At 61.3% G+C, this 14,742-nt stretch carries 15 protein-coding genes and 1 pseudogene; 6 read left to right on the forward strand and 10 right to left on the reverse strand.

The window, feature by feature from the left end; translation table 11 throughout:
* Window positions 1–28: 28 nt before the first annotated feature.
* From R3175_RS13380 to R3175_RS13400, 5 genes are all read right to left on the reverse strand, one after another.
* Entirely contained in the window at window positions 29–649 is a 621-nt protein-coding gene (locus R3175_RS13380; RefSeq protein ID WP_318944823.1) for a CPBP family intramembrane glutamic endopeptidase, read from the reverse strand.
* A gap of 21 nt (window positions 650–670) precedes the next feature.
* Window positions 671–1,654, reverse strand: a complete 984-nt coding sequence (locus tag R3175_RS13385; RefSeq protein ID WP_318944824.1) for a threonine/serine dehydratase — start codon at window positions 1,652–1,654, stop codon at window positions 671–673.
* Entirely contained in the window at window positions 1,644–2,402 is a 759-nt protein-coding gene (locus R3175_RS13390; RefSeq protein ID WP_318944825.1) for a TIGR01458 family HAD-type hydrolase, read from the reverse strand. Before R3175_RS13390 ends, R3175_RS13385 begins: the two co-directional genes overlap by 11 nt.
* A gap of 150 nt (window positions 2,403–2,552) precedes the next feature.
* On the reverse strand, window positions 2,553–2,699 hold the full coding sequence (locus tag R3175_RS13395) for a hypothetical protein (RefSeq protein ID WP_318944826.1): 147 nt from the start codon (window positions 2,697–2,699) through the stop codon (window positions 2,553–2,555).
* 171 nt (window positions 2,700–2,870) lie between these two features.
* Window positions 2,871–4,115 (reverse strand): serine hydrolase, encoded by a 1,245-nt coding sequence (locus tag R3175_RS13400; RefSeq protein WP_318944827.1) that lies wholly within the window; start codon window positions 4,113–4,115, stop codon window positions 2,871–2,873.
* 142 nt (window positions 4,116–4,257) lie between these two features.
* Between R3175_RS13400 and R3175_RS13405 the strand changes: the two genes are divergently transcribed.
* The 3 genes from R3175_RS13405 to R3175_RS13415 all read left to right on the forward strand — a co-directional run bounded on the left by R3175_RS13405 (window position 4,258) and on the right by R3175_RS13415 (window position 6,776).
* The gene (locus R3175_RS13405; RefSeq protein WP_318944828.1) at window positions 4,258–4,818 is read left to right on the forward strand and encodes a TetR/AcrR family transcriptional regulator; all 561 of its coding nucleotides are present in this window, start codon (window positions 4,258–4,260) and stop codon (window positions 4,816–4,818) included.
* A gap of 151 nt (window positions 4,819–4,969) precedes the next feature.
* Window positions 4,970–5,869, forward strand: a complete 900-nt coding sequence (locus R3175_RS13410; RefSeq protein ID WP_318944882.1) for an MBL fold metallo-hydrolase — start codon at window positions 4,970–4,972, stop codon at window positions 5,867–5,869.
* Between the two features lie 16 nt (window positions 5,870–5,885).
* On the forward strand, window positions 5,886–6,776 hold the full coding sequence (locus R3175_RS13415) for a LysR family transcriptional regulator (protein WP_318944829.1): 891 nt from the start codon (window positions 5,886–5,888) through the stop codon (window positions 6,774–6,776).
* 367 nt (window positions 6,777–7,143) lie between these two features.
* On the opposite strand, the gene R3175_RS13420 is transcribed toward R3175_RS13415, so the two are convergent.
* Window positions 7,144–8,052 (reverse strand): LysR substrate-binding domain-containing protein, encoded by a 909-nt coding sequence (locus R3175_RS13420; RefSeq protein WP_318944830.1) that lies wholly within the window; start codon window positions 8,050–8,052, stop codon window positions 7,144–7,146.
* A 123-nt stretch (window positions 8,053–8,175) separates the two neighbouring features.
* On the opposite strand from R3175_RS13420, the gene R3175_RS13425 reads away from it, so the two are divergent.
* The gene (locus R3175_RS13425; protein ID WP_318944831.1) at window positions 8,176–8,871 is read left to right on the forward strand and encodes an FMN-dependent NADH-azoreductase; all 696 of its coding nucleotides are present in this window, start codon (window positions 8,176–8,178) and stop codon (window positions 8,869–8,871) included.
* Window positions 8,872–8,963: 92 nt separating this feature from the next.
* Here the strand turns inward: R3175_RS13425 and R3175_RS13430 are convergent.
* A pseudogene (locus tag R3175_RS13430) lies at window positions 8,964–9,074 on the reverse strand (activator of HSP90 ATPase); the annotation flags it as partial.
* A gap of 289 nt (window positions 9,075–9,363) precedes the next feature.
* Between R3175_RS13430 and R3175_RS13435 the strand changes: the two are divergent.
* Entirely contained in the window at window positions 9,364–10,239 is an 876-nt protein-coding gene (locus R3175_RS13435; protein WP_318944832.1) for a chemotaxis protein, read from the forward strand.
* Window positions 10,240–10,277: 38 nt separating this feature from the next.
* Here the strand turns inward: R3175_RS13435 and R3175_RS13440 are convergent, their stop codons facing one another.
* The 3 genes from R3175_RS13440 to R3175_RS13450 form a co-directional block, all read right to left on the reverse strand.
* A complete protein-coding gene (locus R3175_RS13440; protein WP_318944833.1) occupies window positions 10,278–11,237 on the reverse strand; it encodes a universal stress protein in 960 nt (319 codons plus the stop codon).
* Window positions 11,234–12,898: a cation:proton antiporter family protein gene (locus R3175_RS13445; protein WP_318944834.1), complete on the reverse strand. Its 1,665-nt coding sequence runs from the start codon at window positions 12,896–12,898 to the stop codon at window positions 11,234–11,236. The genes R3175_RS13440 and R3175_RS13445 overlap by 4 nt, the downstream gene beginning before the upstream one ends.
* A gap of 128 nt (window positions 12,899–13,026) precedes the next feature.
* Window positions 13,027–13,464, reverse strand: a complete 438-nt coding sequence (locus tag R3175_RS13450) for a PilZ domain-containing protein (protein ID WP_318944835.1) — start codon at window positions 13,462–13,464, stop codon at window positions 13,027–13,029.
* A 195-nt stretch (window positions 13,465–13,659) separates the two neighbouring features.
* Between R3175_RS13450 and R3175_RS13455 the strand changes: the two genes are divergently transcribed.
* Entirely contained in the window at window positions 13,660–14,631 is a 972-nt protein-coding gene (locus R3175_RS13455) for a ribonuclease Z (protein WP_318944836.1), read from the forward strand.
* The last annotated feature ends 111 nt before the right edge of the window (window positions 14,632–14,742 follow it).

Genomic DNA, 14,742 nt, shown 5'->3' on the forward strand with positions numbered 1-14,742 from the left:
AGCACGACCAGGGTTAAAAACGCTTGAATTACGATTCTTTTATTACTGTAGCTGAGTTGGCCAAGTAGGGGATACCAAACCAGTGCGGATATTTCGCCAGCGCGGCGATGGCGAGCAGGTCGTAAACGCCGTGCCAGACGATCACCAGCAGCAGGCTGTCGCTGAACCAGTAACCGATACCCAACAACAGCCCCATGACGGTGGTCATGACAAAGTAGCTGAACGAAACGCAGTGCAGCAGTCCGAAGACCACTGCCGTCGCCAGCACCGCCACTGCCGGGGTGCTGACGCCGGCAAGCCAGGTCTGCAGGAGGCCGCGAAACAGCAGTTCCTCGCAGGCCCCCGCCGCTGTGGCGGTGACGATAATCTGAGGCCAGGAGAAGTGCCTGAACAGCGGGTACACAGTGGTGAAGAGGCTGCGCAGTTCCGCACCAATGACCGATTGCCAGCGTATTAGCCAACGAACCCCGGCAAAACTCAGCCCGGCCGCCAGCAGACCGAACGCCAGGGACGTCGGCAGGCCATGGCCCCACCAGGACACAGGGACTTCCAGGCCATATAGCCCAAGGGCGGCGACGGCCAACACAGCCAGTTCGACCACCATCGCCAGTTTGAAGGTGTCGCTACTTGTCGCTGCGGGCTGCCCCACCCCAACCTCCAATTCCGTGCGCTACAGGCCGTGACTGAGCTGATCCAGATCCAGGTTTCCGCCGGTAATCACCAGTGCGGTCGCACAATCTGGATCTGTCGCCACCTGTTGCTCGATCAAGGCGGCCAGCCCCACGGCCGCACCCGGTTCCACGTAGAGCCGGGTCTCGGTCAACAGCCGCCCGGTCGCCTCGCGGATGCCGGCCTCGCTGACTGTAACAATACGATTCACAACCTGGCGGGCGGCGGCATAGGTGCGGTCCCCCACCACCGCGGGGGCCAGGCTCGCCGCCCAGGTGTCAACGCTGGCCAGGGTGGCGCCGGCATCCCGTTGTTGCCAGGCATTCAGCATCGTGGCCGCGCCAGCCGGCTCCACACCCACCAGTTCGATATCCGGACGGCGGGCTTTCATGGCCAACCCAATGCCGGAGATCAGGCCGCCACCACCGATGGGGCACAGCACCCGCTTTACCGCCGGCAGCTGCCGCAGCATTTCCAGCCCCACCGTGCCCTGCCCCGCCATGACTCGTGGGTCGTTGTACGGATGGACCAGGGTACGTCCCTGCTCTTCACGCAGTGTGTGGCAGTACGCCACCGCCTGCTGGATCTGGCCGTGGACGACAACGTCCGCTCCCAGTGCCCGGGCGCGCTCGATCTTGAACGGGCTGGAGCCTTCCGGCATCACGACGGTCACGGGTACCTGCCTCATGCTGGCCGCCCAGGCCAACGCAATGGCGTGGTTGCCGGCAGAGACCGTCACCAGTCCGGGCGCCAGTTCCTGCTCACTGGCTGTGAGCAGCCAGTTGAGGGCACCTCTAACCTTGAAGCTACCGGTGCGCTGGAGATTCTCGCATTTCAACCAGAGCGACTGGCCCATCGATGCTTCCAGGTCCCAGGCCCGCCACAGCGGCGTCTCTGGCACCAGGGAACGTATGCGGCCCTGTGCCTCGGCAATGTCGTTTTCGTCGGGTAGTGTTGGGTGCGGCATATCGGGTTCAAAATTCACGGGTCAGTGTTTCCACCAGGCTTTCCAGGGAAGACTCAATCATCGCCTGCCCCTTGACGGAGTCCTCATCGCCCGGTCGATACTTCCCGGTCCGCACCAGACAGGCATTCAGGCCGGCATCGAGGGCCCCCTGAACATCGGCGGTCACATCGTCCCCCACCATCAGGGCCTCACCCGCAACAGAGCCGGCGTCTGCCACCGCCTGCTCGAAGAACAGAGGGGACGGCTTGCCCGCCACCTGGGCCTCGATGCCGGCAGCGTACTCCAGGGCACGGACAAAGGGGCCGGCGTCCAGGTGCAACCGATCGTCGCCCTGGAAGTACCGATTGTCACCGATGGCCAGCAAGGGAGCCCCGTCCATCAGCAGGGCAAAGGCCCGGTCCAGGGAATCATAGTTCAGGCGGTCCTCGGCATCCGCCAACAGCACCGCGTCGGGGTTGTCCTGGTCCAGGTCCTCGAATTCCGGCTCGATATCCGGATGAATAATCAGGAAGGGGCGACGACCGCGATCAACCAACCATCGTTTGGCCGCCTGGGGTGCCGTGAACAGTTCCTTCTCCGCCACCTCGAAGCCCAGACTGCGCAGCTTTTTCAGCACGGCGGAGGCAGGCTGGCGCGAGGTATTGGTCACAAAGCGCAACGCCACCCCGGCCCGGCGCAAGCGCTGTACCGCCTGGGCAGATCCGGCAATGGGCGCACTGCCCTGATACAGCACCCCAGAAATATCCAGCAGCACTGTTGTGTACATCGCCAGGCCCTCCCTCTTGCAAGTGTTCCCGCCGAACTCTCTTCGGAAGCCCAGGGACAATCCCTTACGTCATAGTGAAGCGGCCAGGTGCCAAAACGCAATCGAACCTATTGATGGATCGCCCCAGGGAGGCTGTTCGAGCTGAGCTCCCTACTTCGAGGGAGCCGGTGCACCGGTTTGGCGCCGGCTCTCGACCTCCATTGGATAGGCTCTGTGCAGCTGCCCTTCCCGCTCCGCCAGCACCGCCGCCATGGTGATGATGTACCTGGCCATACCTCGGGTAAGAGTAAGTAACATCAGGCCGAAAGCCTCGGGCTCCTGCTGGTGCAGGTCGAAGAATTGTCCAGTACGCGAGTCCCTGCGCCTGCCAGTACTCCTGGGCATCAATCTCGCGCATGTCACGGCCACCCAATGATTTTGCAGGTAAAACCAGTATAGACCCCAGCCTGCTGGCCTGCGTGGTCTGATCTAAGTGCGGTTGGAGACCTGTGCTTGGTCACGTTCCGCATCGCCCGCGATCGACCTGGCGATGGCCCGGAACATCGACACGGTGGTGCGCATGGACTCGTAGTTGTCGTCCGTGAAGCGGGTATTGGCGGAATTCTTGACGATCACCACCCCCAGTTTCTGGTTGACGTAGATGAACTGGTCGTAGATGCCGATGGCCATAAACTCCTGGTCGGCGTTTTCCGGAATCCACCACTGGTAACCATACCCCAGGGCCAGGTCGGCATTCTCCCGTTGCCCCGGCATCAGGTGCGGTGCATCCGGGGTGACCGAATCCGTGACCCACTGGGCGGGCACGATCTGCTGCCCGTTCCAGTAGCCCTGGTTGAGATAAAGACTGCCAAAGCGGGCAAAGTCCCGCGTGCGCATGTTCAGCCCACCCAGCACCAAGGGCTCGTTGTACGAATCCACCAGGTACTGGGTGTCGCCCTCCGGCCCCATCCGCGACCAAAGCCTTTCCTTGAAGTAATCGACGATCTCGCGGCCGGTGGCGGCCCGCAACACCATGCCCAGCACATGGGTATCAATGCTGACGTAATGCAGGTAGGTGCCCGGTTCCCTCTCCCGCTCCAGGGTGGTGGCAAACGCATCCAGCGAGCCCCCCAGGGCCATCAGCCGGCCAAACCGGTTGATGTCGGAGTTGAAGCGGGCGTAGTCCTCGTCAAACCCTACCCCGCTGGACATCTGCAACACATCCTTGATGGCGACGCCCTCATAGCCGGTGCCATTCAGGCTGGGCACGTACTCGTTGACCGGTGTCTCCAGGCTGGCAATGTCACCCTCGACAACCGCAATCCCGAACAGGGCGGACAGGAAGGATTTGGCCACCGACCAGGAAATTCGCCGGTCGTCGGCTTGGGTGCCCCGAAAGTACTCCTCGAAGGTGATGTCGCCGTCCTTCACCACCAGCAATGCCGTGGTCTTGGTGGTGTCGAGGAACCGCCGGGTATCGCGGACTTCGCCATCATGTCGAAATTGCGGCGGCAGCGGCTGGGGGGCTTCGCCAAAGGCGGTCTCAGGACCGGTTGGCGGAATGGTCACCGTCTCAAAGATCCGGTCCATGTGGGAGAAGTTGCTCACGATGACGTCTTCATCGAACAGGGTCACCGTGTGGTAGAGGCGGCGCAGCGCAGTCGCATTGAGGGCAGCCGCAACCAGGGCCACCGCCAGCAGTCCGGCGGTCAGGTAGATCAGGGTTCGTTTCATTCGGGGTCTCCTTCGAACATTCGATGGTTACATTCCATGTTCATTGTTATATTTATCGATCGATATATTTTTGATCATATCGGGAGAAATCGAACCTGTCTATAATCTGCCTCCAGGTTTTAGAGCAAAGGCAGGCAAGCCCATGGCGCGACAGAGCAAATCCGACGAGAGACGGCGGCAGATTCTCGATGCCTTCGAGCTTGTGGTGCTCCGGGACGGCTACGCCGGCGCCTCGCAACGCAAGATTGCGCGGGAAGCGGGGATCAACCAACCGATGCTCCACCACTACTTCTCAGGTGGCGAGGAAATGCTGGACGCCCTGCTCGAACGGGTTGTCGAACGCTACACCACAGCCCTGCACCAGTTCCTGGACGATCGGCAAGCGCCGTCGCTTGAGCGATTACTGGGGTTTCTCTGTTCGGCGGAGTTCCACCAGGTGAGCGAACGCAATGGGGTCTTCTTCGCCCTCATCGCCCAGGGCGGCCACAGCGAGGCCACCCATGCCAAGCTCATTGGCCTGTACCGGCATTTTCTCCAACAGATTGCGGAATACCTGGGCTGTGCCGGTGTCGACCACCCGGAACGAATTGCCTACACGCTGATGTGTACGGTGATTGGCCACGACTGGGCCAAGAAGGTTGGCTTCGGAGAGGAACGCAACGCCGAGATCTCCGAGGTACTGCTGGGCTGGGTAAAGGGATAACCTCCTCCGGTTCAGGGCCAACCTCGCCCGGGGGTGCGCCCCTATCCATAAACAGATTATCCCTCAGTTAAATATAAATAATATTTTATTTATGGAAGCATGCCTCCTATCCTGGCGACTGTTGACCCCACTCAGGAGACGACCCGTGAGCATGATCCGACACATCCGCCGGCTGTCGGCCATCGGGCTGCTACTTCCGGGAATAGCGGGAGCCGCCGCTGACACCGTGAGATTCAGCTTTTTCGAAACCAGCCAGTCCAAAGGCGCCCAAGAGGCGATGGTGGTGGAGGACGGCAGGTGGTTCACCCGGCGCCACCTCAGTCACGGCGCCATCCTGGTGGAACACCCCCAAGGGACCTTGCTGTATGACACCGGCCTGGGAACCCAGGTGGACGAGCAGTTCGCAGTTAATTCCTGGCTGGCGAGACAACTGTTTGCCTATACCGAACCGGCGCCGGTCCTGACCCAGATGCAGCAGCACCAGTATCCCGTTAGCCAACTCGATGCCATTATCCCCTCCCACCTTCATTGGGATCACGCCAGTGGCCTGGTGGATTTCCCGGGGATCCCCGTGCTGGTCCAGAAGGAAGAGCTGGACGGGGCCAGGGCTGGCGAGAAACCCGGCTTTCTCCAATCTCAGATAACGTCAGACGCCATCGCCTGGCAATACCTCGAACTGCGGGACGAGCCATTTCTCAGTTTTGACCGAAGCCTGGACCTGTATGGCGATGGCACTGTGGTGCTGGTGGATCTTTCCGGCCATACTCCGGGTCAGGTGGGGCTCTACCTGAAGCTCTCGGACACAGAGCAATACCTGTTCATTGGCGACACGACCTGGGTGTTGGAAGGCGTGGTTAACAATCAACCCAGACCGGGCCTGATCAAGCTGGTGACGAACGTGGACGGCAACGAGGAGCGGGCCCGGCGACGGGTGTCTCAGGTGCACCGGCTCCTCGAAAGCCATCCCGAGCTGACCCTGGTGCCGGCCCATGACGAACGGGTAGCCGCCTCGCTTCCCCACTTTCCAGCCTTCAGCCCAACGACGGACTGACAACCGGGAAACCGCCATGGACCTCCGATCCCTCCGTTACTTTGTCGCCGCTGTGGAGCAGTGCAGCATTACCGCAGCGGCGGAGCACTGCCACGTGGCGCAGCCGTCCATTTCCCATGCCATCAACAAACTGGAGCAAGAACTGGGGACCCGGTTGCTCGAGCGGAGCAAGCAAGGCGTACGACCGACCCCCGCCGGCAGCGAGCTGTTCTTCAAGGCCCAACGTCTGCTCGCCGAAAGCGAGGGAATCGTCAAATACTTTACCCAGAGGCAACCACTGCGCACCTTGACCCTGCAAATGGAGGTCACCCTGAGTCTGGACAGAATGCGTTACCTCCTTGGGCGGTTCCAGTCGTTCAGGCACAGCTACCAGTTGGAGATCACCAAAGGCCAACCAGAGGCGGACATCCGACTGACCCGATTGGACGACCTGCCGGAGAACTACCACTTCTGCCCATTGTGGGAAGACGAATACTGCCTGCTCCTGCCCCTGGATCACCCACTGGCATCGAAAGCGGCTGTCGAGGTGAGCGATATCCACAATCTGCCAATCATTGAACGCACCTTCTGCGAGCGCTCCGAGCTGTGGGCCGATTTCACCAGCCGCTACCAACTGCCCCCCCGAGTGGTGGCCCAGACCGACTCGGAAGAGTGGGCGCTCGCCCTGGTGGAATCCGGCATCGGAGCCTGCTTTGCGCCTGCACCCGACACCCTCAAGCATCACAAGCTACGCGCTCACCCGCTCTCTGCGATCCCCGGCCTGCCCCGGATTCTCCGAACCGTCGGTCTGGCCTGGAGCCCGCTCACCCCCAAGCCCGTCAGCAACTTTCTGGCAGAGTGGTCCGACAGGGGGCGGCCCTCACCCACGCCGGGAGCGTTTGATTACGGCTCAAGCAGAGGGGATTAGTACAGTTCCCAAAGATCCAAACCGGCACAGGTGGCCAGATTTTTGGATCTGTACCGCCACAAAACCAGCTCCCTGTACCTGTGTCGGCCCACCATCACCGCCCATACTGGCCCTACCTGTCATAGGGAGGATCGGTAATGAACTATTCAAGCATAGCGAAATGGTCTTTCTGGCCAGCGCTGATCGGGGTGCTATTGGTGTGGATGGAACCGTCCGTCGATGCCAACACCTCAGAGACCGTCCGGACGCCGTGCGAGTCAGTGGCCAGTTCGCAGCCAAGGCCCTGCGATAGAAACAGCTGGTGGTGGCACCTGCACTGACCGGGCCTCACTGGAAACAGGCACGGTTGCGCCCGCAACATCGTCCTTCAACGGTGGGATTCCGGGCACAACCCTCCCGGCACCGCCATTACCCAATCCCGAATGGCGAGGATCGCCGGGTCCTGCCGGCGGCTTTCCGGATACACCAGGTAAAACGGCTTACCTTCCAGCTCCGGGCCGAAGGGTTGCACCAATCGCCCTCCAGCCAGCTCATCTGCAATCAACGGACGACTCATTAACGCCACCCCCTGACCACCGATGGCGGCTGAGATGGCGTGGGTTTCATCGGAAAATACCAGCCCAGCACTTACCTCCAGCCCGGGCACCCGCGCCTGCTTCTGCCAGCCAGCCCAATCCATCGGCGAGATGGAGGGAGCCTGGGGGCGGAAGTGAATCAGCGGGTGATGGGGTAGATCCGCCACCGCCTGGAGATCCAGGTGAGGGCTGCAGGCCGGAATGAAGGTGTTATCGAATAGTTTCTCAGCTACCAGGCCCGGCCAACGGCCGTCACCGTAACGAATCGCCAGGTCGGCAGTCACCCCATCCAGGGCAACTGCCTCATGGGAGGCGTGGATACGCAGGTCTATGTCCGGATGCGACTCCCTAAGCAGACACACCCAGGACAGCAGCCAGCGCACCGCAATGGCCGGTGTGGTAGAGAGGGTGATGGCCTGACGCGCAGGCGCAGACGTCAGCCGTCCAATGGTATGGCTGATGTTGTCGAACGCGGTTTCCAACACCAGCTGAAGCTCCCGTCCCTGGGGGGTCAGTTCCAACTGTCGGGGCTTTCGCACAAACAGGGGGATTCCCAGTGCCTCCTCCAGCCCCCGAATCTGATGACTGATGGCCGTGGCGGTTACAGACAGCTCCTGCGCAGCCTGCTTGGCGCTCTCATGACGGGCAGCCGCTTCAAAGGCCCTGAGGGCGGAAAGGGAGGGTAATCGGCGAGGGCCCATGGATGAACCTATCTCATCTATAGCGGAAAGAAATCATCGTTTGTCGCCCATAACTGCCTGGCGATACGCTGAGTTTGCGATCAATTACAGATGAACTCAACTTTTAGTTAAAGGAGCACCGTCATGCCTCATATCCTGCAGATCGACGCCAGCGCACGCCCCGGATTCGCCGGCAACGACGAACATGGGTCCCACAGCCGCAAGCTCAGCCGTCGGTTCGTCAAACGCTGGCACTCCAGGCGCCCCGGGGACACCGTCACCCATCGGGACATCGGCCTCACCCCGCCTTCCTTTATCACCCAGGAATGGATCCAGTCCGCTTTCACCCCGCCGGAACGCCACGAACCCTGGATGGAAGGCGTACTGGCCGAAAGCGATCAACTGATCGACGAACTGCTTGCCGCAGACATCCTGGTGATTGGCACGCCGCTGTACAACTTCGGTATGCCCGCCGCTCTCAAGGCTTGGGTGGATCAGGTGGTGCGTATGGGCCGTACTGTGGACTATGACCCAACCACGCCGGAAGACCCGTTCACCCCCAGGTTGACCGACCGGCAGCGCCATGCGGTCATCCTCTCCGCCCGGGGCGGGACAGGGTTTGAGCCTGGCGAAGCGCTGGCGCACATGAACCACCTTGAGCCCAGCCTGAGCACCGTGCTCGAGTTTATTGGCATCAGCCGGGTGCACCGCGTCGCAGTCGAGAACCAGGAAGCCGGCGGCGAGCTGCTGGCTGCCTCCGTTGCCGAGGCAGAATACCGGGTGGATGAACTGGTGGAGACGCTGCTGGCCACCTTCCGGGCAACGCCAGTGCCAGCCTGAGCATTCTGGAGCCGGGCAGCAGCCAGGAAGATGGTCCAGTCAGTTTTTTGGTGCCCGGGCAGGTCTGGATCATCGAACTGATCGATGTAACGAATCCGCTCTCCGGGCTTCAGCCCCACATAGCGACCACCGAAACAGTGTTGCTTACCGGTGCTAAAATTGGTGAACGACATGCAATAGCCTCCCCGCTCACGGGCGTCCATTTCGTGGACTTTGCCAGTGAAACCATGGGGTGGCAGCCATTACACTAGGGCGTCCGGCTCGATAAAGGCACGGTAGACGCGCTCGGGTCTGCTCCCGTAAGACACGGTGCAGTTGGACAGTGTTGCCAGCCATTGCCATTCTCCTTTTCAAGTGTCTGAGAGCTTTCGCCAACAGAAGCATCATTGCTTCATCGAATACCGTCACCAAATTTCGACAGAAGCCGCCATATTTCCCCCTGAAATTGGGACTCGGGTTATAATCCTTCTGCCAGACCAGGAGTAAGACCGCATGCGCAGCCACGCTCACCAGATCCAGAAACTGCTGTTGATTCAAATCACTGACCGCCAGGTGTTTGCGCTGGGTACCCTGAAGATTCGGGAAATCATCCCCAGCCCTCCCCTCACTCACCTGCCCAAGAGCCATCCCGCCGTTATTGGCTCAACGCCGTTTCGGGGCGCGGTGATCCCGGTGATCGATATGGCCGCCGCCGTTGGCTATCCCCCCCTGAATGCCGAGGAACGCAAAACCGCGGCGGTCATTGTTGCGGACATCCAGCGTAAGGAAATTGGTTTCATGGTGCGGCGGGTTGACCGGATCATCGACACCGATTGGAAGAAGGTATTGCCGCCGCCCAGGAGCCTGGGGGAGCGGCCGTTCATCACCGGCCTGATCGATTCCGATGGCCAGTTTGTCCAGCTCCTGGACGTTGAACTGCTGTTGGCGGAAGTCTACCCTCAGGACGTCACCCCACAGGCCACCCACCTGGACGCAGTGGAACAGGAAACCCTGCGCAACAGCCAAATCCTCCTGGTGGACGACTCCCAGGTGGCCAGGCGGCAGTTGTCCGAGGCCCTGGACGCTCATGCCATTCCCTACCGCATTGCCGAGAACGGCAGCCTGGCGAAGGAGATACTGTTCGCACAGAGCCCGCCGGTGGACATCCTGGTCAGTGACATCGAAATGCCCGGCCTCGATGGCTACGAACTGGTCTTCGACGTGCGCGACCGCGCGGACATCGCGCAGCCCTACATCATTTTGCATACCTCGCTGAACAGCGAGATCAGCGTCAGCTACGCCAAACAGGTGGGCGCCGACGAGGCGCTGACCAAGTTCGACGCCGCGGAACTGCTCCGGGCCATGCTGCGAGGGGCCAGGCGCGGCTAGTGTCCCCTAACCCGAGTTTCGGCCACTAACGCGGCCGCCTATAGGGTAACCGGCGACACAAATCCCGGCGGCTTGATCGCCAACACCGAGCAATGCACCTGATTGAGGACCATCTCCGCGGTGTTCCCCATGATCAACCCGGGTATACCGGTACGAGCCACCGTGCCCATGACCAACAGGTCGGCATTGAGATCCCGTATTGCCGCGGGGATTGCCTTGCGAGCCTGATCCATCAGCAAATGCACTCTGGGCGCCAGGTACTGGTAGCCCTCAACGCCAATGCGTTCACGCAACGCCTGTACCAAGGCCTCCACACCGGTCCGGTGTCGCTCCCGCTCACCATTGAGCAACTGCAGTTCCGCCTTCTCGGGGTCGTCCAGCCAGGCGCTGATAAAACCGGCCTCCGGCGCCTCCCAGGCATGGACCAGGTGCAACTGAGCGAACTCGGCCACTGCCACGGAGCCTGCAATATCCAGGAGATCCAGGCTAAACTCAAATTCCTCGCTCTCGAGATCGTTGGGATCGAAGTCCACCGCGACCACGACATTGCGGTACCGGCCCCGGTCATTGGGCTTCATCATCCAGACCGGGCAGGGACACTTTCGCAACAGGTGCATATCGTCACCGCCAAACAGCCGTTCCAACCACTCCGGATTCTCGGCGGGCTTGATGACCAGGTCGTAACCCTCGCGCAGTACCGCCCGGATCACTTCCAGGAACTGTCTGCCCTGCACAACCTCAGCACGAATGGGTAACTGCTCCCGGTAGGGAGCCACCCAGCCGGCCAGTTTCTTCTGCTGGCTGACGATGAGCCTGCTGCGAATGCCTTCGGGAAAGAAGGCTGACAGCACGTGGCGGCTCAGCTGGGGTTCCGGAACCACGTCAAGCACCGTCAGGCTGGCCTGGTTGTCCCGGGCCAGGCTGACTGCACAGGCGATGGCCGTGTCCTGGTTGACCGACTCCTCCACCACGTACAGGATATTCTGGAAACGTTTCACACCACACCTCCCTCGGGTTCTACCTCGACTGCGACCAGGCGCATGAGCTGATCGGCGGCCTCCTTGGCGGCATCCGAATAGGGAATGAGGACCAGGTCGACACCGGCCTGCTCAAGCTTTTTGGCGTCCCGCCGGCTGGAACAGGCCACGGCTACCCTGCCACGATACTGCTGCTGCCTCAGTCCCTGAAGCAACATCTGGTTGATGCCGATGTCGCGAATGGTGCTGACCACCCAGCGCGTCGCCGTCAGCGGCAGGGTAGCGACAAACTCTGGGTCCTCGGCGTCGCCGTAATGGACCAGGTAACCGTCGCGGACGTGGTGCTGGACGGCACTGGGATCAAAGTCCACCGCCAGCATGTGGCAGCCGCGTTCGCGCAAGTTCGCCGCCACCGCCGCACCGTACCGGCCCAGGCCAATCAGCAGGATGTCCACCCGGGCGTTGGCACTCAACTGGCTGTCCAGCTCCCGATGGGGAACCTTGCGCTCAAACAGGGATAACCAGGGTGCCAGTCGCTCGTAAAGTGCGTGGGAATACAGAATCATATAGGTGGAGGCGCTGATGGTGATCAGGCCGACCAGGGTGATCAGCCCCACCGTTTGCTGCTGTAGGTGGCCAAGGCTCAATCCCAGCGCAGCCAGGATCAGGGAAAACTCGCTGATCTGGGCAACCGTAAGCCCGGCCAGGAAGCCGGTGCGTTTGCGATATCCCATATACCCCATGATCGCCATGACGATGAGTGGGTTCCCCACCAACACGAACAGCGAAAAGATGGCCGAGGCCCCCAGCTGGGCGCCCAACATCCCCAGGTCCAGGCTGGCCCCCAGCTCGATAAAGAAGAACAGCAGCAGGAAATCCCGCAGGCTCACCAGACGCGCGGCCACCTGCTCCCGATAGGGTGTGGAAGCAATGGAAACCCCCGCCAGGAACGCACCCACCTCCTTGCTGAACCCGAGCAACTCCCCGGCCACGGCCCCCAGCACCGCCCAGGCGATGGCAAACAACATCAACAATTCGGGCGAGCGAGCCAGCCGGTGCAGTAGGGGCGGCAGCACGTAATGCATCAGCACGGCCACGGTCAGCAGGAAGGCGCCGCCTTTGAAGAGGATCCCCAGCGCCTCCCAGGTCGGGCTGACCTCCTCACCCGCCTTGCCAAAGGCTGTCAGGCCAATCATGACCAGCACCACCACGATGTCTTGCACGATCAGGAAGCCCACCGCAATCCGGCCGTGCAGGGAATCCACTTCCCGCTTGTCTGACAATAGCTTGACGATGATGATGGTGCTGGAAAACGTCAGTGCCACCGCCACATAGATCGCGGTGACATGCGGCATCCCCAACATCAGCGCAATCAAATAGCCGACCACCGAGGTAAAGAACACCTGCCCCAACCCTGAAGCCAGAGCCACGGGACCCACGGTGCGAATGATATGGATATCCAGTTTCAGGCCGACCACGAACAAAAGCAGGGCAATACCGAGCCGGGCGAACAATTCAATCTCGGATCTGAGCGATACCATGCCAAACGCTGAGGGGCCAAGCAGGATGCCCACGGCAATGAAGGCAACAATCAGCGGCTGGCGCAGCAACTGGGCCAGCCCACCCACCGCGGCGGCCAGGCCAACGATGACTCCGATCTGGACGAAAACGCTGTCAAACATGGCGCCATGATTCCCCGGCCTTCGCCCCAGCCAGTCTAGCTGTCGACGATGGCCTCATGGTTCGCAAAAGTAGAAGGAGGATTGCTTTATACACGATCAATCCTCACTGCTGCCAGAAGCCTGGCAGGCTAATGGAGCCCCTGAGTCCCTTGCCCCGAGAAGATCGCCGCAAACTGACTTCCAAAACGCTCGATCCACTCCTGCGCCGCGGTTTCGCTGTCCAGCTCACGTCCCTCCCGGCGAAGTTCCTGGCGGTAGTGTTCAATCTGACAGACCTGTTCCACCATCTTGCTCTTGAACGACTCGGTTTCATCATTGAACCGGATACCAATCCGATAGCCGTCCGCACAGCGGCTGCATCGCACTACCCGGCCGGAGAAGCGGTAACTGTCTTCCAGCGAAGGGATGCCCAGCGCCACGACAGCGCCCGGCCCCAGCTTTCGCTTGACGTTGCAGGCCAGACCGCCCTGGCTGATGTCGCACATGCTGGCCTCCTCGCCATCGGCGCTGTCCATGGCGAAAACCAGGATGGGAAAGCCCGTGGGGTGACGTATGAAGCGTCGCATATTCGTTCTCCCTGGCAAAAGTACCAGTTTGGAGTCCCTTCGGATCATCTCCCAGGTATCCCTTAACAATGGCAGAGGTATCATCATTCGGCAAAATCCGCCTCCATTTGCCGCTTGCGGTGTCCCCTGCAATGGACCCATAGTGCGAAATGGCAGGGGGATCCCCTGGTGCAACTGGCCACGAAACGAGGAACCATGGAATTCACCTTTTTGGGCACCTCCGCCGGAGTACCCACCAAGTCGCGCAACGTGACCGGCCTGGCACTGTGCCACGGCGGCCCCAAACCCTGGTATCTGGTGGACTGTGGCGAGGGCACCCAGCACCAGTTATTACGTACCCGCTACTCGGTGATGCAGTTGCGGGCGGTATTCATCACCCATATCCACGGTGATCACACCTTTGGTTTGCCGGGGCTACTGACCAGCGCGTCCATGCTGGGCCGCAAGGAACCGCTCGATATCATCGCCCCCGTTCAGGTGCGGCGGTTCATCCATGCGGTGATCGATAACAGCGATTCCACCTTGAGCTATCCCCTGAACTTCATCGACTCCGAAGCGCCTGACTTCCACTGGCAGGATGAACGCGTCGAGGTGACCAACGTTGCGCTGTCCCATCGCGTCTCCTGCCGTGCCTATGTCTTCACCGAGCGACAGCTGGAACGGCAACTGCTGCAGGACAAACTGCGGGCGGATGGCATCGACCCCGGGCCGAGCTGGGGCGAGCTTCAAAAAGGCCATGACGTGCTGCTGGAGGACGGTCGCCTGATCCGAAGCGACGCCTACACCCGGATCCCCCGGGTTGCCCGCCGCCTGATCGTCGCCGGAGACAACGACACCCCGAGCCTGCTCGCCGAGGCCAGCAAGGGCAGCCATGCGCTGATCCATGAAGCCACCTACACCCAGGCGGTGGCCGACCGGGTTGGCCCCTGGCCGCAACACAGCTCTGCCGAGCAGGTGGCCCGGTTTGCCCAGCAGGCCGGCCTGCCCAACCTGGTGTTGACCCACTTCAGCTCCCGCTACCAGTCCGGTCCCGGCGGCGCTCCCCACATCAGTCAACTGGCGGCCGAGGCCCTGCAGCACTACCAGGGCCAGCTGTTCCTGGCCCGGGATTTTGACAGCTACCGGCTGGAGAAAGACCTGGTGCTGCATCGTCTGGCCATTGACTGACTCCCGACAGCGCGCTGATGTTGTGTCACAGGGGCTCCTTTGATGGCGGCATTCGGTGGTTTGGTCCAGACTGAGAACTACTAGGGTGCTCCACTTTCGCAGGACGTCAGA

Source organism: Marinobacter sp., from assembly GCF_033722735.1.
Lineage (GTDB): Bacteria > Pseudomonadota > Gammaproteobacteria > Pseudomonadales > Oleiphilaceae > Marinobacter.